Genomic DNA, 24578 nt, shown 5'->3' with positions numbered 1-24578 from the left:
AAGACGTAATTACTTCACGTTGACCTTCAGCTCCTGCCACAGCGCCAGGTATTTCTCGCGCTGCTCGTCGGTGATCGGCGCCTGGAACTGGATGCGCTTGGCGACGTCCGGGCTGCCCATGACCTTGCGGTTGAAGGCGTCCTCCGGCAGCGCATCGACCGCCTTGGTGTTGGCCGAAACCGGCGCGCCGACCTTGGTGACCCACTCGACATAGAATTTCGGGTCGATCATGTAGTTGATGAAGGCCTCGGCTCCGGCGACGTTCTTGGAGCCGACGGGAATCGAGAACGCATCCAGCCAGGCGACCGAGCCTTCCTGCGGGATGACCAGCGAGACCGGCAGCTTGAAATGCGTCTTGGCGCGATCGGCCGAACCGCTCCAATAGGTGCCGATATCGATCTGGTTGGAAGCGACCATCTGGTTCCAGTCGTTTTCCGAACTCCAGAAGGTCTTGATCTGCGGCATCAGCGAGGTGAGCTTCGCCTTGACCGCTTCCATATCCTTGATGTCGTTGATGTTCTGCCCCGAAGCGAGCGCGCCGAACTGCACCGCCTCGACGGCGTCGTCGCGGATGATGACGCGGCCCTTATGCGCCGGGTTCCACATCTCGGCGATGCTCGTCGGCGGCTTGTCAAAGGACTTGTCATTGATGGCGAGAGCGGTCAGGCCCCAGACCCACGGCACGCCATAGACCTTGCCGTCATGGTTGAGCATCGGCGAGCCGGCCTTGTCCTTGGCGATGTCGGCGTAATTGGAAAGCTTCGAGACGTCGATCGGCTGGATCAGCTTACCGGCCATCGCCTGATCGTTGAAGGCGGCATTGATCATGACGACGTCGTAGAGACCGGGATTGGTGCGGATCTTGGTCAGCATCTCCTGTTCGGAGTTGAAGAAGTCGTTGACCACCTTGAAGCCGGTCGCCTTCTCGAAATTGGCGACCGCCCACGGCTCGTCGGCGCCATAGCCCTTCCAGTTGAGCACATGCACTTCCTCGGCCGCTTGTGCTGCCAAAGGGAATACACAAACCGTGAATGCGGAGACGAAGACGGCGGTGGCCGTCAGAAAAGCGGTCAGTCTGGGCATGCGCATGGTATTTTCCTCTCATTGTTTGCCCGATTGACGGGCTTGTTAAGTCGCTTCCGCTCGGCCAAGCGCGGCCGTCGCTGCGCCGCGCTGGGTTAGGAACTCCTGGATCTCTTCATCGGTCGGCGCCGAAGACCCGCCATGGCGGGTGACGGAAAGGGCCGCGGCGGCGTTGGCGTAACGGGCCGCCTCGCAAGGGCGCATGCCGTGCGACAGGCCACTGACAAAGGCGCCGATATGCGTGTCGCCGGCGCCATTGGTATCGACGGCCTCCACCTCGAAGCCGGGCACCGCGCGGGTACCGCCGTCGGCCATGCGCACCAGGCAGCCATGCGCGCCGGCCCGGATGACGACGCCTTCGGCTCTGGGGCAATGCTCGGCGAGCAACCGGATGGCGACGGTTTGGGCGTCACCGGCGCCGGCAATCTCTGCGGCCTCGTCGGTGTTGCAGCTCAGCCAGGTCGCGCGCCCCAGCACCCTGTCCAGGATCGGCCGCGGAATATCGGCGATCACCGGCGTCGGATCGAAGACCAAAGGAATGTCGGCCGGCAGCCCCTCGATCCAGTCGGTGAGCGCGTCACGGCTGCCGGGATAGCTCAGCGTATAGCCGGAGGTGAAAACCCAATCGCCTGGAACGACGTGGACGGGCGCCATCATGTCGAGCGTGAGCCGGCTCTCGGCGCCCGGCCACGAGACGAAGGTTCGCTCCGCGTCGCTGCTGATCATGGCAACACAATTGCCGCTATCCATGAGGGGCGACGGCGGCGTCAGCGCCTCGATGCCTTCTGCCGCGAAGGCGGCGCGCAGGAAGTCTCCGTCCGGCCCGGTGCCGAGTTGGCCGCCGAATACCACCTTCATGCCGCTGCGGCTTGCCGCGACCATCATGTTGAAGCCGCCGCCGGCGACGCGCGCGTAAGCTGACGCGGTCTTTTCCGTGCCGGCCGCCGGCAAGGCCTCGATGCGGTAGACATAGTCGACCACCGCGCTGCCGACATGGACGAGCCGCCCACTCACGCCGCGTTCTCCTTGCCTGGACCGGTCTTGGCCGTCCGGGCCGCGACCAGATCCCCAACCAGCGCGCGGACATCCGCGATGTCGATGCCATGCAATTCGGGGATGCGATCCTGCGGCAGTCTCGACAGGCCGGCGCAGGCGCCGGCCATGCCGGCGGCAATCGCCCCGATCGTGTCGGTGTCGCCGCCGAGATTGGCCGCGATCACCGCAGCCCGCCATGCATCGCCTTGCGCGACCTCCAGCACTGCGAATGCCGCCGGCACCGATTCCTGGCTGGCGACGCCCGTGCCGACCAGGTCGACGATCAGCTTGATTGCTTCCTTCTCCGCCTTGCCGCGGACAAGCGACTGCGCCCAGAGAATGCGCGCGGCGATGTCGCCGCCGGTGACCCAATGGCCGAGCGCCGCACCCAGTCTTGCAGCCGCGGCGGCATGGCCGGAAGCGGCCCGCCAGTCGCCACCCGAAACACCGAGGCTGACCACGGCGGCGACCGCCGCAGCCGAGGCAATGGCTATCGAGGTGTTGTGCGTGGCCCGGCATGTCTGCGCCACCTTTGCGACGAGCGCGTCGAGCGGCTCCGGCGGCATCATGATGCCGACCGGCGCGATGCGCATTGCCGCGCCATTGGTGTCGCCGCTGCGTCCGGCCTCTTCTGCCGGCACGCCGCTGTTGATGGCGTCGATGGCGCGCTTGGTCGATGGTCCAAGCAGGTCGTAGCTGCCGCGCGCCTTGACGTCGCGCTCCCAGTCGAGCAGCGCGCTGACCCAGCGCGCATGGTTGAAACGCTCGCCGGACTCGACCAGGATGCGGCCAAGCAGCAGCGCTTGCTCGGTGTCGTCGGTGATCGCGCCGGCCGGCAGTCCCTTCGACACCGGATGATCGGCGGCAGGCGCGACGAAATCCTCGACATGACCGTAGAGCTCGGCGATGCGGGCCGGCGACAGAAGCTGCGTCGGCATGCCCAGCGCATCGCCCAGCGCCCCGCCGATCAGTGTGCCCATTGCCCGATCAATCGCGTCGGCCGCCATGCTCAGAACTCCAGGTGAAGCGCGAAATGCGCGGGGTTGAGCAGGCTGGTGACGAATTCGATGGCGCGCCCGTCGGCGGCGCGCGTCAGGCGGCGTGTGCGCAGGAACGGCGTGCCGGGCGCGCAGGCGAGGATCGCGGCGTCGGCCGCGCTCAGCATCTCGATATCGACCCACTCCTCGCCGTGATCGGGCACCAGCCCTGCCCCGCGCAGCGTCTGGTGCAGCGTGCCTTCGCGCAAGCCGCGCAGGGGTATGTCTTCCAATTCGGGCGACAGCGGCAGACGGCTGCGTTCGATCGAGATTGCATGGCCGTCATCGGCATTGGTGCGGGCGCGGTCGACCGCGATGAAGGACGAGCTCGCGACGCCGAGCCTGGCCGCCAGTTCCGCGTCCTCGATGATCTCGAGCCGCAATGTGCGGGTCTCGGCATTGGCGCCCGCATTGGCAAGCGCGCGCGACCAGCCGATCGCGTCATCGACCGGCATGCCGTCGAAGGTGACGAAGGAGCCGATGCCGACCTTGGTGGTGATCAGCCCGCGGCTCGACAGTTCCTCGAGCCCTTTGCGGACCGTGTTGCGGCTGACGGAGAAGCGCTGAACGAGCTCGTTTTCGCTCTGCAGGCGGTCGCCGAAACCGAGCAGGCCGGAGCGTATCTCATGCTCCAGAACCGTCGCGATCTGCTCGGGCTTGCCCGTGCCGGGAGTGAGCTGCATCGCGCGACGGGCCATATCGATACCTGTTCAATGAACCTGTATAATCCTGTTCAATATTAGAAAAGAGAGATGGAGTCAACGAGTTCGTGGTGAGCGGCGTTAGCGGCCTCTTGACGGGCAGCACGCAGGGAACTGTCCGAAGGCTTTGGCTAGCAGTCAGGGCTGAAATTGCACGACTTCGTTACGAGCACCACAACCAGCCGGGCGGAGTCGCATGAAAAAATCTGCCAAGACGTTGGGCGAAAATAGCGGTAACGGTGCTGGGCATCCCACAAGGTTTCCATGAATGCCATCCAACAGGGTCGTCATACTGCGCAACCGGGTTTGCCCCTACTGCCGGATCGATCTATCACCGGGGAACGAAAGTACAGAACACGTCGTCGGCCGAAAGTTCGTTCCCAAGGGAACGCTGGAAAATCAATGGAACCTGATCCTGAAGGCGTGCGATAACTGCAACGGCAACAAAGCCGACCTCGAAGACGATATATCCGCGATAACCATGCAGCCTGACGTTTCTGGCCAGCATTTTGGATCCCATCCTCAACTGGCAAAAGACGCCGCCCATAAGGCCACAAAGGCCAGCAGTCGACACACTGGAAAGGCCGTAGGAGATAGCCAGCCGAACCTTGTTGTGAAAGGCGAGCTCGCGAAGGGTGTTTCGGTCACCTTCAACTTTACCGGCCAAGCTGTCATCTCGCCCGAGCGGGCGTTCGACCTCGCCGCCTACCATTTCCGGGCATTCTTCTTCTATCTCACCTTCAATCCAGGAGATGGATGCGGGCCGGAGCTACCAGGCGTATATGCCGAAATCCAAGCCGTCTCTAAGAGAGACTGGGGGAATGATGTCGCGCGGGCGTTTATGGCTCGCACTCGCAGTTGGGAGCCGCAACTGGTTTTCACCACCGCAAGCGGGCACTTTCGGTTGGCAATCCGCAAGCATCCGGACAAGCAGATGTGGTCGCTGGCTACAGAATGGAATGAAAACTACCGCGTAATGGCCTTGTGCGGCGAAGAGAGCGACCTCAGGGAATTCATGTCAGGGCTCCCGGCGATGGGGGGCGAGGTCTACCGCGGCGCGGATGGAAGCACTCTAATAGCAAGAACCGAAAAACAGCTTGCAACAGAGGATGATGACCTTTTTGCACCCTGATGGGTGTCAGAAAGGACTTGTGCAAACGGCGGATGCGAGTCAGTTCCGCCATGCAATTTCTTTTTGGGGGCGATGAGGGGCAGCGCCGACTTCCGACAATTGGTCGACCAGCGACGAAACCCGTATTTCAAACGAAGAAAAATTCCTCGACCCGCCGCTTGGCGCTGCGCAGCACCGGCAGGATGTCGCGCTCCATCGCCTCGACCGAGAAACGCGCCGACTGCGTCGAGACGTTGATGGCGGCGACGGTGCGGCCGGCGCGATCGACGATCGGAACCGCGATCGAGCGCAGGCCGAGCTCCAGTTCCTCGTCAACGATGGCGAAGCCCTCCGCCCTCGCCTTGTTTATGGCCTTGCCGAGCGCGGCGCGGCCGGTGATCGTCTTCGGCGTCCGCCGCTCGATGGACGCTTCAGCAAGGAAAGTCTTCAAGTCATCCGTCGGCAGGCCGGAAAGCAGCACCCGCCCCATCGACGTGCAATAGGCCGGCAGCCGCGTGCCGACATCGAGCGCCACGCTCAGGATACGCCGTCCAGGGATGCGCGCCACATAGACGACGTCTTCGCCCGACAGCACGGCTGCGTTGCAGGCTTCGTCGAATTTGCCGGCCACCTCGCGCATGACAGGCGCCGCGAAGCTCCAGAGCGAAGCACCGCCGAGCCAGGTCCGCGCGACGGTCAAAAGGCGCGGCGACAGCGAAAACAGCCGGCCGGATTGCGTCGCATAACCCGTCGCGACCAATGTCAGCAGAAAGCGCCTGGCCCCCGCGCGCGTGAGATCCGCCTCCTCTGCCATCTCGGTCAGCGTCATGCCGGCCGGATGGCGCGCGAGGATTTCCATCACCGCCAGGCCACGCTCCAGCGAACCGACATGGTCGCGTGAAATTGCTTCCTCTTCCACGAGCGCCTCCAGGCCGGCGTTGACTCAATGCAAAGGTTGGAGCTAAAAGTATCTCATACAAAACACATGTTCGCAATACGAACTTTTTGCACCACGGAGCCCGGAGATGGCCAAGTTCCTGCCGCTGAAAGAGGCGGTCGCGGAGAATCTGCATGACGGCGACACCGTCGCTTTCGAGGGCTTCACGCATCTGATCCCAACCGCCGCCGCGCATGAGGCGATCCGCCAGGGTTTTCGCGAGCTGACGCTGATCCGCATGACGCCCGACCTGATCTACGACCAGATGATCGGCATGGGCATGGCGAAGAAGGTCGTCTTCTCCTATGTCGGCAATCCGGGCGTCGGCCTGCTCAGGCGTGCCCGCGACGCCATTGAGAACGGCTTTCCCCGCGCCATCGAGGTCGAGGAACACAGCCATGCCGGAATGGCCAATGCCTATGAGGCGGGCGCCGCCGGCCTGCCCTGCGCGGTGTTTCGCGGCTATCGCGGCGCCGGTCTCGCCGCGGTCAATCCGAGCATCAAATCCGTGACCTGCCCCTTCACCGGCGAGGTGCTTGCCGCCGTTCCGGCGATCCGGCCCGATGTCACCTTCATCCATGCGCAGAAGGCGGACCGGAAAGGCAACGTGCTGGTCGAGGGCATTATCGGCATCCAGAAGGAGGCCGTTCTTGCCGCAAAGCGCGCCGTGGTGACGGTCGAGGAAGTCGTGGACAATTTCGATGACCTCCACCCCAATCTTACCGTGCTGCCGAACTGGACGATCGCGGCGATCTCGGTCGTGCCGGGCGGCTCGCACCCCTCCTACGCGCATGGCTACTACGAGCGCGACAACGCCGCCTATCTGGAATGGGACGAGATCGCCGCCGACCGCGACCGCTTCCAAGCCTGGATCCAGAAGAACGTCATCGAGAGCAGCGCGGACGACTTTGCCGGTCGCGTCGAGCATCTGAGGAAAGCCGCATGAGCGACGCGAAGGATATGGGCGTCACCCCAAACGAGATGATGACGATCGCCGCCAGCCGCGCCCTGAAAAGCGACGATGTCTGCTTCGTCGGCATCGGTGCACCGTCGGCCGCCTGCAACATCGCGCGGCTGACGCATGCGCCGGATATCACCTTGATCTATGAGAGCGGCACCATCGGCACGGCGCCCGACGTGCTGCCGCTGTCGATCGGCGACGGCGAGTTGTGCGAGACGGCGGTCACCACCGTCGCGGTGCCGGAGATGTTCCGCTACTGGCTGCAGGGCGGCCGCATCTCGATCGGCTTCCTGGGCGCCGCCCAGCTCGACAAATTCGGCAACATCAACACCACCGTCATCGGCGACTATGCGCATCCCAAGACCCGCCTGCCCGGCGGCGGCGGTGCGCCGGAGATCGCCACCTCGTCGAGGCAGGTCTACATCACCATGGCGCAGTCGAAGCGCGGCATGGTCGAGAAGATCGACTTCTTCACCTCCTTCGGCCATGGCGACGGTGGCGACCACCGCAAGCGCCTCGGCATCGACACGGCCGGCCCGACTTTGCTGATCACCGACCTCGCCATCTGGAAGCCGGACCCGGCGACCAAGGAATTCACCGTCGTCTCGCTGCATCCGGGCGTCAGCCGCGAGCAGGTGCAGGAAACCTGTGGCTGGACGGTCAAGTTCGCGCAGGCCCTTGACGAGACGCCGGCACCGACGGAACTCGAGCTGAAGACATTGCGCGACCTGCAGGCCCGCACCAAGGCGGCGCATCAAGGGGCCGCCAAAGGGAAAGCTGCCTAGATGACCGAAGCCTTCATCTGCGATTACATCCGCACGCCCATCGGCCGCTTCGGCGGCGCACTGTCCTCCGTCCGGGCCGACGATCTCGGCGCGATTCCGTTGAAGGCGCTGGTCGGGCGCAATGCCGGCGTCGACTGGGCGGCCGTCGATGACGTCGTCTATGGCTGCGCCAACCAGGCCGGCGAGGACAATCGCAATGTGGCGCGCATGGCGCTGCTGCTTGCCGGCCTCCCGCAGGACATTCCAGGTTCGACCGTCAACCGTTTGTGCGGCTCGGGCATGGATGCCGTCACCATCGCCGCGCGCGCCATCAAATCAGGCGAGGCCGAGCTGATGATTGCCGGCGGCGTCGAATCGATGAGCCGCGCGCCCTTCGTCATGCCGAAGGCCGACACGGCCTTCTCGCGCAATGCCGAGATTTACGACACCACCATCGGCTGGCGCTTCGTCAACCCGCTGATGAAGAAGCTGTATGGCGTCGACTCCATGCCGGAGACCGGCGAGAACGTCGCCGAGGATTTTTCCGTCAGCAGAGCCGACCAGGACGCCTTCGCGGTACGCAGCCAGGACAAGGCGGTCGCCGCGCAAGCCAACGGCCGGTTGGCGAAGGAGATCGCGCCGGTGACCATCCCGCAGAGGAAAGGCGACGCGATCATCGTCGTGAAGGACGAACACCCCCGCGCGGGCACCACCATTGAGACGCTGGCCAAACTGCCGACGCCGTTCCGCCAGGGCGGCAGCGTCACCGCCGGCAACGCTTCCGGCGTCAATGACGGCGCTGCCGCCCTCATCATCGCGTCCGAGGCAGCCGCGAAGAAGCATGGCCTGACGCCGATCGCCCGTATCCTCGGCAGTGCCGTCGCCGGTGTGGCGCCGCGCATCATGGGCATCGGACCGGCGCCCGCCACGAAGAAGCTTTGCGCCCGCCTCGGCCTGACACCCGAACAATTCGACGTCGTCGAATTGAACGAAGCCTTCGCCTCCCAGGGCATCGCCGTGCTCCGCCAACTCGGAATTTCCGAGAAGGCGGAGCATGTGAACCCCAATGGCGGCGCGATCGCGCTTGGCCACCCGCTCGGCATGTCCGGCGCGCGCATCACGGGTACCGCGGCGCTCGAACTGCGCGAGCGCGGCGGCAAGCTGGCTTTGGCCACCATGTGCATCGGCGTCGGCCAGGGCATCGCCATCGCACTGGAGGGAATCTGACCGTCCAAGCAGATCAATAGGGCAAGCCGACGTAGTTTTCGGCCAATGCCGTGGATGCAGCCTTGGAATTTACGAGATAGTCGAGCTCGGCTTCCTGGATGCGTTGGCCGAACTCGCCTGTCTCCGGAAAACGGTGCAGGATCGTCGTCATCCACCAGGAGAAGCGCACCGCTTTCCAGACTCGCGCCAGCGCTTTTGACGAATAGGCGTCCAGCCCGGCCTCTGACTTCCCGTTGTAGAATTCGCGAAGTCCGGCAAACAGATAGCGCACGTCGCTTGCAGCGAGGTTGAGGCCCTTGGCGCCGGTCGGCGGCACGATATGGGCGGCGTCTCCGACCAGGAACAGCCTGCCGAAGCGCATCGGCTCGGCGACGAAGGAGCGCAGCGGCGCGATCGACTTCTCGAAGGACGGCCCAGTGGTGACGGCGGCCGCTATCCGTGGCGGCAGGCGCCCGCGCAACTCGTCCCAGAACCGATCGTCGGACCAGGCCTCGACGCGCTCGTCGGCGGGAACCTGCACATAGTAGCGGCTGCGCTGCGGCGACCGCATCGAGCAGAGCGCAAAACCGCGCTCGTGATTGGCATAGACCAGTTCGTGGTCGGCCGGAGGCACCTCCGCCAGCACGCCCAGCCAGCCGAATGGGTATTGCCGCTCGAACGTTTTCAGCGCGCCTTCTGGCACCGATTTGCGGCTGACGCCGTGGTAGCCGTCGCAGCCGGCGATGAAGTCGCAGTCGATGCGATGCGTGAGGCCGTCCTTGTCGTAGGTGACGAAGGGCGACGCGCCGCCGAAATCATGCAGCGCGACATTCGATGTTTCGAAGACGGTCGGGAGTCCCGCCGCTTCGCGCTTCTGCATCAGATCGAGCGTCACCTCGGTCTGGCCATAGACGGTGACATGCTTGCCACCCGTAAGCGTTGTCATGTCGATGCGATGCGCGCGGCCATCGAAGGCGAGCGATATGCCGGCATGCGGCAGGCCCTGGGCATGCAGCCTGTCCGCCGCGCCCGCTTGGCCGAGCAGGTCGACCGTGCCCTGTTCGAGCACGCCCGCGCGCACACGTCCAAGCACATGCTCGCGGCTCGACCGTTCAAGGATGATCGTCTCGACGCCAATGGTGGCGAGCAACTGACCGAGCAACAGGCCGGACGGTCCGGACCCAATGATGGCGACCCGTGTGCGCATCAATGACCGAGGCTCTCGATCTGTCCGGCCAACTCGGCCGCAAGCCTGAGCGCGGCCGCGGTCGCCACGACCATCTGCGGCAGGATGAGCCATTCCAGCGTCCAGGCCGCGCCCGAGCGCTCCTGCTCATGCACCAGTGCCTGATGCATCCCGGAGAGCTGCGTGGCGTTGAAGCGCGCCAGCGCCACCAATGCTTCCGCCTTCACCGGATTCTGCTTGTGCGGCATGGCCGAGGAACCGCCGCCGCCGGACAGCTTGATCTCGGAGCCCGTCTGCGCCATCAGCGCGACGTCCTGTCCGAACTTGCCGAGGCTGCCGGTCGCCAGCGACAGCCAGCCGGCGGATTCGGCAAGCGTATCGCGCTGGCTATGCCATTGCGGCGCATCGGCAAGACCGAGCTTGGCGGCGAGCGCGGCGCGCACCGCGCCGGCCTTGCCGCCGAGCTTTTCCAGCGTGCCTGCGGCGCCGCCGAACTGAACCACTAGCAACCGACCCGAGAGCTCTTTCAAGCGTTCCTGGTGACGCTCAAGCGGCACCCGCCACGAAACGACCCGATCGCGCGCAGTTATTTGTATTGCCGGCTGCATGCGCGTCGTCGCCATGAGCTCGCGGCTCCCGAACTCCAGTTCCAGCCCGGTGAGGCGCACGATGTTCTCGCCGAGCAGCAGGCCGATATGGTCGACCGCACCGCGCAGCCTGAGCACCAGCGAGCTATCGATGACATCCTGGCTGGTCGCGCCGAAATGAACGTACGTATCGTGCGGCGCTCCGACAGCAGCCTTGATCTGGCGCACCAACTCCGGCACCACCACACCGTCCTTGGCGACGCCCGCCTTCAGCTTGGTCGTATCCGGCCGGAACGATCCCAGTGCTTTCATGATCGCTGCCGCGGCATCACGTGGAATGACGCCGCACTCGGCTTCCGCCTCGGCCAGTGCCCGCTCGAAAGCGAGCATCGCAGCGATGTCGGCCTCGACGGAAAAATACCTGGCCGCCTCTTCGTCGCCGAGCAGGCCGGAAAGCAGCGGGTGATCGAAGGGCGAAACGGTCATGGCGGCCACGGTCAGCTGTCGAAGAAGACCGTCTCCTTTTCGCCCTGCAAATGGATATCGAAGACGTAGGTACTGCCCTGACGCTCGGCGATCAGCGTCGGCACGCGCAGGCGATGCTCGATGCGCGCAAGGATAGGGTCCTCGGCATTGGCCTTCTCCTCGTCGGAGAAATAGAGCCTGGTGTTGAGCCCGACATTGATGCCGCGTGCCACGATCCACAGTGTGATATGCGGCGCCATCAGCCGCCCGTCGCGGAACGGCACCCGGCCCGGCTTGATCGTCCGGAACAGGCAGACGCCCGTTTCCATGTCGGTCGGCTGCCGGCCCCAGCCCTGGAAGGTTGGATCGGCACCGCCGCGCATCTCGGCCGGTGAATTGTAGAGCCCCTCGGCATCCGCCTGCCAGATCTCGACCAGCGCGTCCTTCAGCGGCGTGCCGGTGCCGTCGAGCACGCGGATGCGCAGCTCGATGCGCTCGCCCTTGGTGAGATCCTGGACCATGGTCGCGCCGAAGTCGCTCGCGTAGACGCCGCCTATACCGCAGAAATTGGGCGTCAGCCCGATATGTACATAAGGTCCGGCGGTCTGCGAAGGGCTCTCCTTCAGCCGATCGGGCGACTGCGTCATCAATTGCCCTCCGGCCTGTTCTCGAACAGCGTCGAGCGCCGCCCGCGCAGCACGATGTCGAACTTGTAGGCAAGCGCGTCCATCGGGATGGTCGACTGCATATCGAGCGCGGCGATCAACGCCTCGACCGCGACCTTGTTGGGAATGCCGCCGACGATCGGACAACGCCAGATCAGCGGATCGCCCTCGAAATACATCTGCGTGATCAGACGCTGCGCGAAGCCATGGCCGAACACGGAAAAATGGATGTGCGCCGGCCGCCAGTCGTTCGGCCCGTTCGGCCATGGATACGGTCCGGGCCTGACGGTGCGAAACGCGTAGCCGCCGTCCTCGCCGGTGATGGTGCGGCCGCAGCCGCCGAAATTCGGATCGAGCGGCGCAAGGTAGCCGTCCTTCTTGTGACGGTAGCGGCCGCCTGCATTGGCTTGCCAGAATTCCAGCAGCACGCCCGGTACGCCCTTGCCGCGTTCGTCCAGCACGCGTCCATGGACGATGATGCGCTCGCCGATGGCGCTCTCGCCGGGTCTGGCGAAATTGTGGATCAGGTCGTTGTCGAGCTCGCCGAGCATCGCGTGCCCGAACACCGGGCCGGTCAATTCCGACAGCGTGTTGTCGAACGACAGCAGCGCCTTCTGCGGCGAACGCAGCACCGAGCTTTTGTAGTTCGGCGTCAACGCCGGCGGATGCCATTGGCGGTCGCGCTGGAAGAAGGCGCCGGCTTCCGGCGCCTGGTTGGAGCCGGTCTCAGCCATGATCGGCTCCGTCCATCTGCGCGAACACCTGCTTGGCGATCTTGAAGGCGCGGTTGGCCGCCGGCACGCCGGCATAGATCGCGACATGCAGGAAGGCCTCGCAGATGTCGTCGCGCGAGGCGCCCGTATTGGCGGTGGCGCGCACATGCATGGCCACTTCCTCGTCATGGCCGAGCGCTGCAAGCAGCGCCAGCGTCACGATCGAGCGCTCGCGCTTCGACCAGCCGGGTCGCGCCCATACCGTTCCCCAGGCGGCTTCGGTGATCAACTGCTGGAACGGCCGGTCGAAATCGGTCGCTGCATCCTCGGCGCGGTCGACATGCGGACCGCCGAGCACGGAGCGGCGGACCTCGAGCCCGGTACGGTAGCGGTTCTTCGTGACATCATCCATGAGCAGACTTTCCCTCAGGCAATGAGGCGACGAAATCGCGGATCAGAGTGACGAGCGCTTCGGGCTGCTCGATGCACGGTACATGCGCAGCATCGCGGATCACTTCGAAGCGTGCGCCGGGGATCATTCCGGCCAGCGAGCGGACAAGATCCGGCGGCGTCGAACCGTCCTGGTCGCCAACGATGCAAAGCGTCGGCACCGCGATGCGTCGCGCGCTGTCGGTGAAATCGGCATCGCGCACCGCCATGCATGTGCCGATGTAACCAGGCAGTGCCTGCCTGGTCAGCATGTTGCAGCAGCCGGCCAGGTCCGCCGCACGCTTGGCATGGAATTGCGGCGTGAACCACACTTTCATGATGCCTTCGGCGATCGCCTCGATGCCGTCGCGCTCGACAGTCGCGATGCGCGTGTTCCAGCTTTCGGCGGTGCCGATCTTGTGCGCCGTGTCGCTGAGGATCAGAGCCTCTACACATTCGGGATGGCGGGTATAGAGCCGCTGCGCAATCATGCCGCCGACGGACAGGCCGAAGAGCACGACCTTGTCGAAACCGAAATGGTCGATGAGGGCCGCCAGATCGTCGACATGGTCGTCGATGGAACGTACGCCGCCGCCGAAGTCCGACAGTCCGTGGCCGCGCTTGTCGTAGACCAGCATCGGCATTTCACCAGCAAGCCGCGCGACGACGTCGTCCCAGATGCGGAAATCGGTGCCCAGCGAATTGATGAAGACGATCGGACGCGACGTGCCGGGCGCCTCGATATGGCGGTGATGCAGCGTGACGCCGCCTATGCTGACGAATGGCACGATTTCGATCCTCCGAAGCCACATTGCACGAGCGGTTTGGTTCGGTAAAATGATATTTTGCGGCGTTTCATTAACTCTGAGGTTATCGAACCATGGCCGAAAGCCGGATCCGCTTCCGCCATCTTCAGGCGTTTCTCGAAGTCGCGCGGCAAGGCAGCGTCGCGCGCGCGGCCGACTTCCTGCATGTCAGCGCGCCGGCCGTGACCAAGACCTTGCGTGAGCTCGAAGAAGCGCTCGGCATAGCCGTGGTCGAACGCGACGGGCGCGGTATTCGCATCACGCGTCTGGGCGAAATCTTCCTTGGACATGCCGGCTCGGCGATTTCGGCGCTGAAACGCGGCGTCGATTCCGTGCGCCAGGACGGCGCCCTCAATCGCGACCCGATCCGCATCGGCGCGCTGCCGACCGTGTCGGCGCGGGTGATGCCGCTCGCCATGAACCTGTTCCTCGAGGAAAACACCGGCGCCGCGCTCAAGATCGTCACCGGAGAGAATGCAGTGCTGCTCGAACAGCTGCGTGTCGGCGCGCTCGATCTCGTCGTCGGCCGCCTCGCGGCGCCGGAGCACATGACCGGCTTCTTCTTCGAGCACCTTTATTCCGAGCAGGTGCTGTTCGTGGTGCGGGCCGGACATCCCCTGGCCGAGCCGGACGCCGACATCTTCGCGCGGCTTGACGAGTTTCCCGTCCTGATGCCGACGCGGGAATCCGTCATCCGGCCTTTCGTCGACCGGCTTTTCATAACCAACGGCATGACCGCGCCGGCCACGGAAATCGAAACCGTTTCCGATTCTTTCGGCCGCTCCTTCATGCGCCAGAGCAACGCGGTATGGATCATCTCGGCGGGCGTCGTCGCCAACGAGATCGCCAGCGGCGCCTTCGTCGCCTTGCCGGTGGATACGGCGGAGACCAAGGGGCCGGTGGGCCTGACCATGCGCACCGACACCGCGCCCTCACCCGCCTTCACCATCCTGTTGCAGACGATCCGCGAGGCAGCACGGCACCACGCCTGACGATCGGCTTATCGGTTCGAATTCCACTAACCCAGGGGTTAATGAAACACCGTAAAATATCATTTTACCGAACCAAACCGCTAGTGCAATGTGGCCTTCGGAGGATCGAAAGCCGTGCCGTCCGGCCGCAAACGGAAGACCCGTTTGCCGCTGCGTCGAACGGCGACTGAGGGAGGAGCAGATGTCTTATATTATCGGCAGCAAACCCGCTCTGTCGGGTATTTCACGGCGCCAGTTCATCGCCACTTCGGTGGCCGGCGGCGCCGCACTGGCATTCGGCCGCGGCGGGGCCTTCGCGCAAGCCGCCGACACGCTCAAGGTCGGCTTTGTCAGCCCGCGCACCGGCCCGCTCGCCGGCTTCGGCGAGACCGACGGCTATGTGCTGGATCTTGCCCGCAAGGCCCTGGCCAACGGCATCGAGCTTGGCGACAAGAAATACAGCGTCGAGATTGTCGACCAGGACACCCAGTCGGATCCGTCCCGCGCCGGCCAGCTCGCCAAGGACCTGATCAACAACCAGGCCATCGACCTGATGCTCGCCATCTCGACGCCGGAGGTCATCAATCCGGTGGCGGACGCCTGCGAGGCGGCCGGCGTGCCTTGCCTGTCGACGGTCATGCCCTGGGAGGCCTGGTATTTCGGCCGCGGCGCCAAACCGGGCCAGCCCTCGCCGTTCAAATGGACCTATCATTTCGGCTTCGGCGTCGAGGAATTCTTCAAGGCCTATATCTCGCAGTGGAACCTGATCGAGACCAACAAGAAGGTCGGCGTCATGTATCCCAACGACGCCGACGGCAACGCCATCCGCGCCCATCTGGCGCCGTTGCTCGCCAAGCAGGGTTTCACCATCGTCGATCCCGGCGCTTACGAGACCGGCACCACCGACTATTCCTCGCAGATCGCGCTGTTCAAGCAGGAAGGCGTCGAGATCTTCAACTCCTTCCCGATCCCGCCCGACTTCGCCGCCTTCTGGCGCCAGGCCGCGCAGCAAGGCCTGACCCGGCAGATCAAGATCGCCCAGGTCGCCAAGACCGGCCTGTTCCCGTCCGACATCGAGGCGCTCGGAGACCTCGGCATGAAGATTTCGAGCGCCGCCTATTGGCACAAGGCTTTCCCCTACAAGTCGTCGCTGACCGGCGTTTCGGGCACCGAGCTTGCCGATGGCTATGAGGCAGCGAGCGGCAAGCAATGGACGCAGCAGCTCGGCGCCTCGATGTCGTTGCTCGATGCCGGCTTCGCAGCTCTTAAGGCAAGCGCCAACGCCAAGGACAAGGCGGCTGTCGCCAAGGCGCTGAGCACGCTCAAGACCGAGACCATGGGCGGCAAGGTCGACTTCACAAGCGGCCCGGTCCCCAATGTCTCGCCCGGCCCGATCATCGGCACGCAATGGGTCGCCGCCAAGGAAGGCTCGAAATTCCCGCTCGACTATGTCGTGACCGAGAATGCCACCGACCCGAACGTGCCGGTCGAGGCCAAGCTCCAGCCTTACAACGGCTGATCTGTCGAGAGACCGCATCGTGAACGCCATGCCCAAAGGTGCGATCCTCAGCGGCGCCGGCATCCACAAGCGCTTCGGCGCGCTTGTGGTGCTCGACGACATCGACTTCGCCATGGGCGCCGACGAGGCGGTCGGCATCGTCGGCCCCAACGGCGCCGGCAAGACCACGCTGCTCAGCGTGCTCTCCGGCGCCTATCCGCCGAGCGCCGGAACGATCGCCTTCCGAGGCGATGACGTGACCGCCTTGCCGGCAACGCGGCGCTGCCGGCTGGGCCTGGTGCGCACCCATCAGGTGCCGAAACCCTTCGGCGGCATGACCGCTTTCGAGAATGTCTTCGTCGCCGCCTCGCATGGTGCCGGGCTCGGCCGCGACGAGGCCTATGAGGAAGCGCTCGGCTCGCTGAGGCTGTGCGGCATGCTTGGCGTCGCCAACCGGCGCGCCGAGACGCTCGGCCTGCTCGACCGCAAGCGGCTGGAACTGGCGCGCGCGCTCGCCGCAAAACCAACGCTGCTTCTGCTCGACGAGATCGGCGGCGGCCTGACCGACGGCGAGGCCAGCGAACTCGTCGAGACCATCCGCGAATTGCGCCGCCGCAAGATCGGCATCGTCTGGATCGAGCACATCGTCCACATCCTGTTGCAGGTGGCCGAGCGGCTGATCTGCATGGATGCCGGGAAGGTCATCGCCGACGGCGAGCCGCACGCGGTGATGGCCGACCCGCAGGTGATCAGCGCCTATCTCGGCGGAGGCCCGAAATGAGCCTGCTGTCGGTCGAGGATCTCGTTGTCCGGCATGGCCTGCTTCAAGCAGTGCGCGGCGTCAGCTTCGGCGTCGAACGCGGCGAGACGCTGGCGCTGGTCGGCGCCAATGGCGCGGGCAAGACGACATTGCTCAGGGCAATCGCCGGCGCGCATCAGGCAGCCTCCGGCCGCGTGGTCTTCGGCGGCGCCGACCTTTCCGGCGTGCCTTCGCATGAACGTGTCCGCAAGGGCATCGCCCTGGTGCCCGAGGGCCGGCGGCTCTTCGTGCAGATGACGGTCGAGGAAAACCTCCTGCTCGGCCGCAGCGCCGGTCGTCCCGGCGAGTGGAGCGTCGAGCGCGTGCTCGAAACCTTCCCCAACCTCAAACCGCGCCGCCACGCCAAGGCCGGGCATCTCTCGGGCGGCGAGCAGCAGGCGACGGCGATCGGCCGCGCGCTGATGAGCAATCCCGACCTCCTCCTGCTCGACGAAGTCTCGCTCGGCCTGTCGCCGCTGGTCGTCGACCGCGTCTACGCCTCGCTGCAGGGGCTGATCAGTTCCGGCACGACGATCATCCTCGTCGAACAGGATCTCAACCGCGCACTCTCCGTCTCCAGCAAGGTCATCTGCATGCTGGAGGGCCGGATCGCGCTCGCCGGCGACAGCAAGACCGTTTCGCGCGACGAGGTGACCAAAGCCTATTTCGGCCTGCACCGGAAAGGCGCCACAGGCGTGCCGGCATGATGAACCAGATCGTCCAGGGCATCCTGCTTGGCGGCTACTACGCGCTGATCGCCTGCGGCCTCTCCTTCATGTTCTCGGTGATGCGCATCATCAACCTTGCGCATGGCAGCCTCGCCGTGCTGTCGGCCTTCGCGCTGTGGCTGCTCGCCTCGCGCTTCCACATCCCGCCCTACCTCGGCTTGCTCATCGTGCTGCCGTTGATGGCGGCGATCGGCTGGGCCTTGCAGCGCTTCCTGCTCGAGCGCAGCGCGCGCGGTGGCGCGCTGCTGCCGATCCTCACCACCTTCGGTCTCGCCATCGTCATCGACAATGTGCTTTTCGAACAATTCGGCGCCGACACGCGCTCGCTGGCGCCTTTCATAGGCAGCCTGTCCTACGATTCCTGGGAATGGCCGGGCAGCATCTATGTCGGCAAGCTCGCGGTGATCATCTTCGTCGCCGCCGTCGTCCTGCTCGGCGGACTGCAGTTGTTTCTGACCCGCACCGGGCTCGGCCGCTCGATCCGTGCGACTTCGGAAGACCCTGATACAGCGGGGCTGGTCGGCGTCGATGCGCGCCGCGCCAACGCCATCGCCGCGGCGATCGCCATGGTCACCGTCGGTCTCGCTGGCGCCTTCCTCGGCATGCGCGCCACCTTCGATCCCTATGCCGGCGCCACGCAACTTCTGTTCGCCTTCGAGGCGGCCGTCATCGGCGGCGCCGGTTCGCTCTGGGGGACGCTGATCGGCGGCATCGTCCTGGCGCTCGCCCAGACGCTCGGCGCCAAGATACATCCGCAAGGTTTTCTCATCGGCGGCCATGTCGCTTTCCTGATCGTTCTGTTCATCCGCCTCTACACCTCAGGCCTCGGCCTGCGCGGCTTGCTGCGCATCTCCACGGGGAAGGCATCATGAGCGCCTCCTCCCCTGTCATCGAGCGCGGCACCGCCGCCTCGCGCTTTGCCGGCATCGGCGTGGCGGCCGTCATCCTGCTGCTCGCCATCGCACCGCAGTTCCTGTCCGCCGGCGCCGTCGACCGCATGACCGCGCTGTTCATCTATGTGATCCTCGCCGCCATGTGGAACGCGCTCGCCGGCTTCGGCGGACTGGTGTCGGTCGGCCAGCAGGTGTTCTTCGGGCTCGGCGCCTATTTCGCCATCCGGCTCGCCAATGCCGGGCTCAATCCGTTCGTCTCGCTCTTCATCTCGGCGGTCATTGTCGGCACGGTGTCCTGGCCGATCTCGCTGTTCATGCTGCGCTTGAAGAACGGCGAGTTCGCCATCGGCATGTGGGTGATTGCCGCCCTTACTCACCTTCTCGTCAATCTCGATCGGCTGATCCAGGGCGAGACCGGCACGTCGCTGATCTCGCTCAACGTCTACGATGCATCGACACGCAGGCTGACCATCTACTGGCTGGCGCTGGCCTCGATGACGGCGCTGCTCGCGATCCTCTTCGGCCTGCTGCGCGGCAGCACCGGTGCGGCCATCCGCGCCATCCGCGACAATGAGGATGCGGCAGCCTCCGTCGGCGTGCGCGTCACCGGCACCAAGCGGCTGCTCTTCGTGCTCGCCGCCTTCGGCATCGGCGTCGCCGGCGCGCTGTGGCTGGCGACCGCGATCACCTTCCAGCCAAAGACCTATTTCAGCGTGCAGTGGACGGCCTACATGATCTTCATGGTGCTGGTCGGCGGCATCGGCACCTTCGAAGGCGCCATCCTCGGCGCGCTGCTCTTCTTCCTCATCGAAACCTGGTTCGGCGGCACCGGCGTCTGGTACCTGATCGGGCTCGGCGCTACGGCGCTCGTCTTCTCGCTGCTCTTGCCGCGAGGCCTTTGGGGCACGCTCGAGGAGCGTTTCGGTTGGCGACTGCTGTCGGTCGGCTACCGCGTCAGGCTTCCCGCCGGAGCATCAAATCCGACCGGCGAGATTGCTTCGCCGCTGAAGACCACCAATTCTCGGGAGAAGGCATGAGCATCCTGTTCGGCAAGACGATCCTCATCACTGGCGTCGCCTCGGGCATCGGCGCGCGCACCGCGGAACTCGCCGGCCAACTCGGCGCCGATGTGATCGGCGTCGACATGCGCGAGCCGCCCGGCCACCAGGGCGTCTTCGTCCAAGCCGACATCTCGTCCAAGGCCGGCGTCGACGACCTCGTCGCGCGGCTGCCGCAGCGCCTCGACGCGCTCTGCAACATCGCCGGCCTCTCCGGCAACACCGGTGCCGCGCCGACGCTCGCCGTCAACTTCTACGGCCTGCGCGCGCTTTCCGAGGCGCTGGCGCCAAGGCTTCGCGAAGGCGGCGCCATCGTCAACGTCGCCTCCATCGCCGGCTATGCCTGGCGCGCCAATCTGAACCGCGCCGCCTCGATGGTCAGCGTCGAAGGCTTTCCCGACGTCGCCAAGGTGATCGCCGACCACGCGGTGAAGAACGAGGAAGGCTATCCTGTCTCGAAGGAGCTTTTGCTCCTGTGGACCTTCCGCGCCGCGCATCAGGACCTGTTCAAGAGCCGTGGCATCCGCGTCAACGCGGTCAGTCCCGGCCCGGTGGAGACGCCGATCCTCAAGCAATTCCGCAGCGTGCTTGGCGATGCCCGCGTCGACAGCGATATCGCGCGGGTCGGCCGCGCCGGCACATCGGACGACATCGCGCCTGTGGTGCTGTTCCTGTGCTCCGATGGAGCGCGATGGATCAACGGCGCCAACGTGCCGGTCGACGGCGGCCTCGAAGCATCTATAAACGCCGAAGTGCTCGGCTTCTGAGACAATCTGCAACGCTCGATCGCGAGCGAGGAGAGACCCATGGACATCGGACTTCTGATTGACGGCGACGAGCGGCCGGCGACCGGCAAAGCCTCCTATGAGCGCCTGGACCCATTCACCGGTAAGCTCGCGACGCGCGCCGCGGCCGCAAGCATTGCCGACGCCAACGCGGCCATCGATGCCGCGGCCGCTGCCTTCGATGCCTGGTCGAAGACCGGGCCTGGCGAGCGCCGCGCGCTGCTTTCCAAGGCAGCCGACGTCATGGCCGCCAAGGTCGGCGAGTTCACGAAACTGATGATGGAAGAGACCGGCGCCACTGGCCCCTGGGCCGGCTTCAACGTCATGCTGGCGTCGAACATGCTGCGCGAAGCGGCGGCGATGACCACGCAGATCTCCGGCGAGGTTATTCCGTCCGACAAGCCCGGCACGCTTGCCATGGCGATCCGCCAGCCGGCGGGCGTGTGCCTCGGCATCGCGCCGTGGAACGCGCCGGTCATCCTCGGCACGCGCGCGCTCGCCATGCCGCTCGCCTGCGGCAACACGGTCGTGCTGAAGGCCTCCGAAATGTGCCCAGGCACGCACCGCCTGATCGGCCAGGTGCTGATCGAGGCCGGCCTGCCCAAGGGCGTGGTCAATGTCCTCACCAACGACCCGAAGGACGCGGCGGCAATCGTCGAGACGCTGATCGCACACCCGGCCGTGAAGCGCGTCAACTTCACCGGCTCGACCAAGGTCGGCCGCATCATCGCCGAACTCTCCGGGCGGCATCTTAAGCCGGCCCTGCTCGAGCTCGGCGGCAAGGCGCCGCTGGTCGTGCTGGACGACGCCGACATCGACGCTGCAGTGAATGCCGCGACCTTCGGCGCCTTCATGCATCAGGGCCAGATCTGCATGTCGACCGAGCGGCTGATCGTCGATGAGAAGATCGCCGACGAGTTCGTCGCTAAGCTCGCCGCGCGTGCCTCCAAACTTCCGGCCGGCGACCCGCGCGGCCATGTCGTGCTCGGCTCGCTGATCAGCAGCGAGGCGGCCGACAAGATGGAAGATCTGATCGCCGACGCGACCGCCAAGGGCGCGAAATTGGCGGCTGGCGGCAAGCGCTCCGGCACGGTCGTCGAAGCAACGCTCCTCGATCACGTGACGCCCGCGATGCGCGTCTATGCGGAAGAGTCCTTCGGCCCGGTGAAGCCGGTCATTCGCGTGGAAGGCGAGGACGAGGCGGTACGCGTTGCCAACGACACCGAATACGGCCTGTCCTCCGCCGTGTTCAGCCGCGACATCCGCCGCGCCATGGCCGTCGCCGCGCGCATCCAGGCCGGCATCTGCCATATCAATGGCCCGACCGTCGGCGACGAGGCGCAGATGCCCTTCGGCGGCGTCAAGGGCTCAGGTTATGGCCGCTTCGGCGGCAAGGCATCGATCGCCGAATTCACCGACCTGCGCTGGGTGACGATCGAGGATCCCGGGCAGCACTACCCGTTCTGAGGGTTCACCCCAGCGTCAGCCCGGCCTTCCTCGCCTCCTCGCGCAAGAACGGCAGTCCGACCTCGATGACGTCGCGCGGATCCTCGGCCACCGGCCGCCACACGGCGAGCCCGCCGGCGATGTCGACATCGACATGGTTCATGCTTTCGAGCGTGATCGCGCCCTGATAGCCGATGTCGGCGATGGCCTTCATGCAGGCCGCCCAGTTCAGCATGCCGCGACCCGGCACGCCGCGATTTGCCTCCGACACATGCACATAGCCGAGATAAGGCGCCGCCGCCTCGAAACCGGAAGCGAAGCTCTCCTCCTCGATATGCATGTGGTAGGTGTCGAGATGGATGAAGATGTTGTCGGCGCCGACGCGCTCGATGATGCGCGCCGCGTCGACGCCGCGGTTGATCAGATGCGTCTCGTAGCGGTTGCAGGGCTCGATGCCGAGCTTCAAGCCGCGCGACTTCGCCGAAGTCGCCGCGCGTTCGAGGAAACGGCACATGCCGTCGATCTCGCGCTGCGTCGGCGCGCGGCCGGTGGTCTTGCCGATTGTGCCGTAGGTGACGCCGCCGAGCGCCTCGGCGCCGACCTCGTTGCAGACCCGGAAAGCCGGCTCGAGGAAATCCAGCGCCTCGTCCGGCCGTTCGACCACATCGAGAACGCGCGGCAGGCCGAGCGAGGGGACCAGTTCAACACCGTAGTGATTGGCAAAGCTACGCGTCCGCTTGGTGTCGATCTCCTCAGGCCGAAGCAAAGGGATCTCCATCAGGCCGATGCCGTATTCCTTGAGCCGGTCCATCTGCGGCTCGATGCGGGCGAGGTCCCAGACCGGCGCGATGGCGAAAGTGTGCAGTCCGAAGGTGTTCATGTCAGCCTCGTTGCTCATGCGCCGCCGCTGCGGCCGTATCGCCGCCGCCGACGATGCGGCTGACGACTTCGTTCATATTGGTCCTGGCGGTGACGAGATCGGCATCCGCCCTGCCGTGGCGCAGCACGACGATGCGATCGGTGACCGACAGCACGTCGTTCAGCCGGTGCGAGATCAGGATGACAGCGATCCCTTCCGACTTCAGCCTCCGGATGAGGTCGAGCACGCTCTGCACTTCGCGCACGGCCAGCGCCGCAGTCGGCTCATCCATGATGACGAGCTTCGGATTGAAGGTGAGCGCACGCGCGATCGCCACCGTCTGCTGCTGGCCGCCGGAGAACGAACCGACCGACCGGTTTATTGACGGCAGATGCGCGCCCAGCCGCTCGATCATCTTCGACGCCTGGCGATCCATCTCGCCTTTGTCGACGAAGCCGGGGAACAGGCCGAACAGTAGCTTCGTCGGCTCGCGTCCAAGGAAGATGTTCGAGGCAACATCCTGTTGTTTAGCGAGCGAAAGATCCTGGTAGATCATTTCGATGCCGAGTTGGCGGCGCTGACCCGGGTCCAGCGCCAGGATGTCCTTGCCATCGAATTCGATCGAACCGCTGTCGGCGCGGTAGATGCCGGTGATCGTCTTCATCAGCGTCGACTTGCCGGCGCCATTGTCGCCGACCAGTCCAACCACCTCCCCGGCCGCGACCGAAAGGTCGACGCCGTGCAGCACATCGACCGCGCCGAAGCTCTTGCGGATGCCGCGAAGCGAAAGCAGTGTCATACGCGCGACTCCTTCCGCACCTGGTACTGGTCGATGAAGACGGCAAGGATCAGCACCGCGCCGATCGCCATCTGCTGGTAGTAGGATTGCACGGCAAGCAGCGTCAGCCCGTTCTGCAGCACGCCCATGATCAGCGCGCCGATCATCGTGCCGAGGATCGAGGCGCGGCCGCCGAACAGATTGGTGCCGCCGATGATCGCCGCCGTGATCGCGGTGAGCTCGTAATTGATACCGGCGGTCGGGTCGCCGGCATTGACGCGGGCGGTGAACAGCAAGCCGGCAAGCCCGGCCAGCGCGCCGGACAGCGTATAGATGATGCGGCGGTGGTGTTCGACGCGTATGCCGGCCGCGCGCGCCGCGCCCTCGCTGTCGCCCAGCGCCAGTGTGTGGCGGCCGAAGCGGGTATAGGCAAGCACCGCATGCGCGACGATCGCCGTCAGCACCAGTATGATCACCGGCATGGGAATGCCGAACGGCCTGCCCTGCCCGATATAGACGATCTCCGGCGGCAAGCCGTAGATCGCCCTGCCCTGAGAGATCACCAGCGCCAGGCCGCGTGCAAGGCCAAGCATCCCAAGCGTGACGATGAACGCCGGCACGAAGGCGCGGGTCACCAATTGCCCGTTGATATAGCCGGCAACGCCGCCTGCGAGGATACAGGCCAGCACCGCCAGCACCGACGGCCAGCCGAGATTGACGGCGACGAAGGCGCCGGCCACGCCCGCAAGACCCATCACCGAGCCGAGCGACAGATCGAGCCCGCCCGAACCGATGACGAAGGTGGCGGCGATCGCCAGCACGCCGATCGTCGAGGTCGCGAGCAGGATGTTGAGGAAATTGCTGAGCGACAGGAAATAGGGCGACAGCAGCGCCATCGCCGTGCTCAGCGCCAGAAGCACCACCAGCGACTCAAGTCTGATGTGGAGCCTTTCGACGGATGCGCGCTGCACCCGAGCCCAGAAGCCGGGCTGTTCAGAAGCCATGTCTTTGCACCTTGAGAGAGGGCAGTAAGGCAGTAGGCAGTAGGGCTTAGGCAGTAGGGAAAATAGGAGAGCG

Annotated in this window: 26 protein-coding genes; 12 read left to right on the top strand and 14 right to left on the bottom strand. The window is 65.2% G+C overall.

All coding sequences use genetic code 11. From position 1 onward, the window contains the following. Positions 1-9: 9 nt before the first annotated feature. From FJ417_RS12510 to FJ417_RS12495, 4 genes are read right to left on the bottom strand one after another with little or no spacing between them, the layout of a single operon-like run. Positions 10-1089, bottom strand: a complete 1080-nt coding sequence (locus tag FJ417_RS12510; protein ID WP_140783647.1) for an ABC transporter substrate-binding protein — start codon at positions 1087-1089, stop codon at positions 10-12. Positions 1090-1128: 39 nt separating this feature from the next. Next, positions 1129-2097, bottom strand: coding sequence for a PfkB family carbohydrate kinase (locus FJ417_RS12505; protein WP_140783646.1), 969 nt, complete (start codon positions 2095-2097; stop codon positions 1129-1131). Next, a complete protein-coding gene (locus tag FJ417_RS12500) occupies positions 2094-3125 on the bottom strand; it encodes an ADP-ribosylglycohydrolase family protein (protein WP_140783645.1) in 1032 nt (343 codons plus the stop codon). Before FJ417_RS12500 ends, FJ417_RS12505 begins: the two co-directional genes overlap by 4 nt. A gap of 2 nt (positions 3126-3127) precedes the next feature. Further along, entirely contained in the window at positions 3128-3853 is a 726-nt protein-coding gene (locus FJ417_RS12495; RefSeq protein ID WP_140783644.1) for a GntR family transcriptional regulator, read from the bottom strand. 271 nt (positions 3854-4124) lie between these two features. Between FJ417_RS12495 and FJ417_RS12490 the strand changes: the two genes are divergently transcribed. After that, positions 4125-4988 (top strand): HNH endonuclease signature motif containing protein, encoded by an 864-nt coding sequence (locus FJ417_RS12490; RefSeq protein ID WP_140783643.1) that lies wholly within the window; start codon positions 4125-4127, stop codon positions 4986-4988. A 127-nt stretch (positions 4989-5115) separates the two neighbouring features. Here the strand turns inward: FJ417_RS12490 and FJ417_RS12485 are convergent, their stop codons facing one another. Then, positions 5116-5886, bottom strand: coding sequence for an IclR family transcriptional regulator C-terminal domain-containing protein (locus FJ417_RS12485; protein WP_140783642.1), 771 nt, complete (start codon positions 5884-5886; stop codon positions 5116-5118). 106 nt (positions 5887-5992) lie between these two features. Here FJ417_RS12485 and FJ417_RS12480 point away from each other — a divergent pair, with 106 nt between their 5' ends. Genes FJ417_RS12480 through pcaF form a run of 3 tightly spaced genes read left to right on the top strand, consistent with a single transcriptional unit; the run spans position 5993 to position 8856 of the window. Next, positions 5993-6850: a CoA transferase subunit A gene (locus FJ417_RS12480; RefSeq protein WP_140783641.1), complete on the top strand. Its 858-nt coding sequence runs from the start codon at positions 5993-5995 to the stop codon at positions 6848-6850. After that, on the top strand, positions 6847-7650 hold the full coding sequence (locus FJ417_RS12475) for a CoA-transferase subunit beta (RefSeq protein WP_140783640.1): 804 nt from the start codon (positions 6847-6849) through the stop codon (positions 7648-7650). The genes FJ417_RS12480 and FJ417_RS12475 overlap by 4 nt, the downstream gene beginning before the upstream one ends. Next, entirely contained in the window at positions 7651-8856 is a 1206-nt protein-coding gene (gene pcaF, locus FJ417_RS12470) for a 3-oxoadipyl-CoA thiolase (RefSeq protein WP_140783639.1), read from the top strand. Positions 8857-8869: 13 nt separating this feature from the next. On the opposite strand, the gene pobA is transcribed toward pcaF, so the two are convergent. Genes pobA through pcaD form a run of 6 tightly spaced genes read right to left on the bottom strand, consistent with a single transcriptional unit; the run spans position 8870 to position 13692 of the window. Then, positions 8870-10042: a 4-hydroxybenzoate 3-monooxygenase gene (pobA, locus tag FJ417_RS12465; protein WP_140783638.1), complete on the bottom strand. Its 1173-nt coding sequence runs from the start codon at positions 10040-10042 to the stop codon at positions 8870-8872. Further along, positions 10042-11094 carry a 3-carboxy-cis,cis-muconate cycloisomerase gene (locus FJ417_RS12460; RefSeq protein WP_140783637.1) on the bottom strand — a complete coding sequence of 351 codons (1053 nt, stop codon included), beginning with the start codon at positions 11092-11094 and terminating at the stop codon, positions 10042-10044. The genes pobA and FJ417_RS12460 overlap by 1 nt, the downstream gene beginning before the upstream one ends. Before the next feature lie 11 nt (positions 11095-11105). Beyond that, positions 11106-11720: a protocatechuate 3,4-dioxygenase subunit alpha gene (pcaG, locus tag FJ417_RS12455; RefSeq protein WP_140783636.1), complete on the bottom strand. Its 615-nt coding sequence runs from the start codon at positions 11718-11720 to the stop codon at positions 11106-11108. Next, positions 11720-12472, bottom strand: a complete 753-nt coding sequence (gene pcaH, locus FJ417_RS12450; RefSeq protein ID WP_181183207.1) for a protocatechuate 3,4-dioxygenase subunit beta — start codon at positions 12470-12472, stop codon at positions 11720-11722. The genes pcaG and pcaH overlap by 1 nt, the downstream gene beginning before the upstream one ends. Then, positions 12465-12863 (bottom strand): 4-carboxymuconolactone decarboxylase, encoded by a 399-nt coding sequence (pcaC, locus tag FJ417_RS12445; RefSeq protein WP_140783635.1) that lies wholly within the window; start codon positions 12861-12863, stop codon positions 12465-12467. The genes pcaH and pcaC overlap by 8 nt, the downstream gene beginning before the upstream one ends. Then, positions 12856-13692: a 3-oxoadipate enol-lactonase gene (gene pcaD / locus FJ417_RS12440; protein WP_181183206.1), complete on the bottom strand. Its 837-nt coding sequence runs from the start codon at positions 13690-13692 to the stop codon at positions 12856-12858. The genes pcaC and pcaD overlap by 8 nt, the downstream gene beginning before the upstream one ends. 68 nt (positions 13693-13760) lie before the next feature. Here pcaD and pcaQ point away from each other — a divergent pair, with 68 nt between their 5' ends. From pcaQ to FJ417_RS12400, 8 genes are all read left to right on the top strand, one after another. Then, positions 13761-14678 (top strand): pca operon transcription factor PcaQ, encoded by a 918-nt coding sequence (gene pcaQ, locus FJ417_RS12435; protein ID WP_140783633.1) that lies wholly within the window; start codon positions 13761-13763, stop codon positions 14676-14678. A gap of 181 nt (positions 14679-14859) precedes the next feature. Beyond that, positions 14860-16176: an ABC transporter substrate-binding protein gene (locus tag FJ417_RS12430; RefSeq protein WP_140783632.1), complete on the top strand. Its 1317-nt coding sequence runs from the start codon at positions 14860-14862 to the stop codon at positions 16174-16176. Between the two features lie 28 nt (positions 16177-16204). Further along, a complete protein-coding gene (locus tag FJ417_RS12425) occupies positions 16205-16936 on the top strand; it encodes an ABC transporter ATP-binding protein (RefSeq protein WP_140783676.1) in 732 nt (243 codons plus the stop codon). Next, positions 16933-17661, top strand: coding sequence for an ABC transporter ATP-binding protein (locus FJ417_RS12420; protein WP_140783631.1), 729 nt, complete (start codon positions 16933-16935; stop codon positions 17659-17661). The genes FJ417_RS12425 and FJ417_RS12420 overlap by 4 nt, the downstream gene beginning before the upstream one ends. Then, positions 17658-18554 (top strand): branched-chain amino acid ABC transporter permease, encoded by an 897-nt coding sequence (locus tag FJ417_RS12415; RefSeq protein WP_140783630.1) that lies wholly within the window; start codon positions 17658-17660, stop codon positions 18552-18554. The genes FJ417_RS12420 and FJ417_RS12415 overlap by 4 nt, the downstream gene beginning before the upstream one ends. Beyond that, the gene (locus tag FJ417_RS12410) at positions 18551-19612 is read left to right on the top strand and encodes a branched-chain amino acid ABC transporter permease (RefSeq protein WP_140783629.1); all 1062 of its coding nucleotides are present in this window, start codon (positions 18551-18553) and stop codon (positions 19610-19612) included. The genes FJ417_RS12415 and FJ417_RS12410 overlap by 4 nt, the downstream gene beginning before the upstream one ends. 2 nt (positions 19613-19614) lie before the next feature. After that, the gene (locus tag FJ417_RS12405; protein WP_140783675.1) at positions 19615-20400 is read left to right on the top strand and encodes a coniferyl-alcohol dehydrogenase; all 786 of its coding nucleotides are present in this window, start codon (positions 19615-19617) and stop codon (positions 20398-20400) included. A gap of 39 nt (positions 20401-20439) precedes the next feature. Beyond that, positions 20440-21885 (top strand): aldehyde dehydrogenase, encoded by a 1446-nt coding sequence (locus FJ417_RS12400; RefSeq protein WP_140783628.1) that lies wholly within the window; start codon positions 20440-20442, stop codon positions 21883-21885. A 4-nt stretch (positions 21886-21889) separates the two neighbouring features. On the opposite strand, the gene FJ417_RS12395 is transcribed toward FJ417_RS12400, so the two are convergent. From FJ417_RS12395 to FJ417_RS12385, 3 genes are read right to left on the bottom strand one after another with little or no spacing between them, the layout of a single operon-like run. Then, positions 21890-22744, bottom strand: a complete 855-nt coding sequence (locus FJ417_RS12395; protein ID WP_140783627.1) for a sugar phosphate isomerase/epimerase family protein — start codon at positions 22742-22744, stop codon at positions 21890-21892. A 1-nt stretch (position 22745) separates the two neighbouring features. Beyond that, positions 22746-23522 carry an ATP-binding cassette domain-containing protein gene (locus tag FJ417_RS12390; RefSeq protein ID WP_140783626.1) on the bottom strand — a complete coding sequence of 259 codons (777 nt, stop codon included), beginning with the start codon at positions 23520-23522 and terminating at the stop codon, positions 22746-22748. Continuing rightward, a complete protein-coding gene (locus tag FJ417_RS12385) occupies positions 23519-24505 on the bottom strand; it encodes an ABC transporter permease (protein ID WP_140783625.1) in 987 nt (328 codons plus the stop codon). Before FJ417_RS12385 ends, FJ417_RS12390 begins: the two co-directional genes overlap by 4 nt. Positions 24506-24578: the final 73 nt, after the last annotated feature.

Origin of the sequence: Mesorhizobium sp. B3-1-7, assembly GCF_006439385.1 — a bacterium.
In the GTDB taxonomy this organism is placed as follows: domain Bacteria; phylum Pseudomonadota; class Alphaproteobacteria; order Rhizobiales; family Rhizobiaceae; genus Mesorhizobium.
The sequence above is the reverse complement of the archived record's forward strand: the minus strand, read 5'-3'. Positions and strand labels throughout refer to the sequence as shown.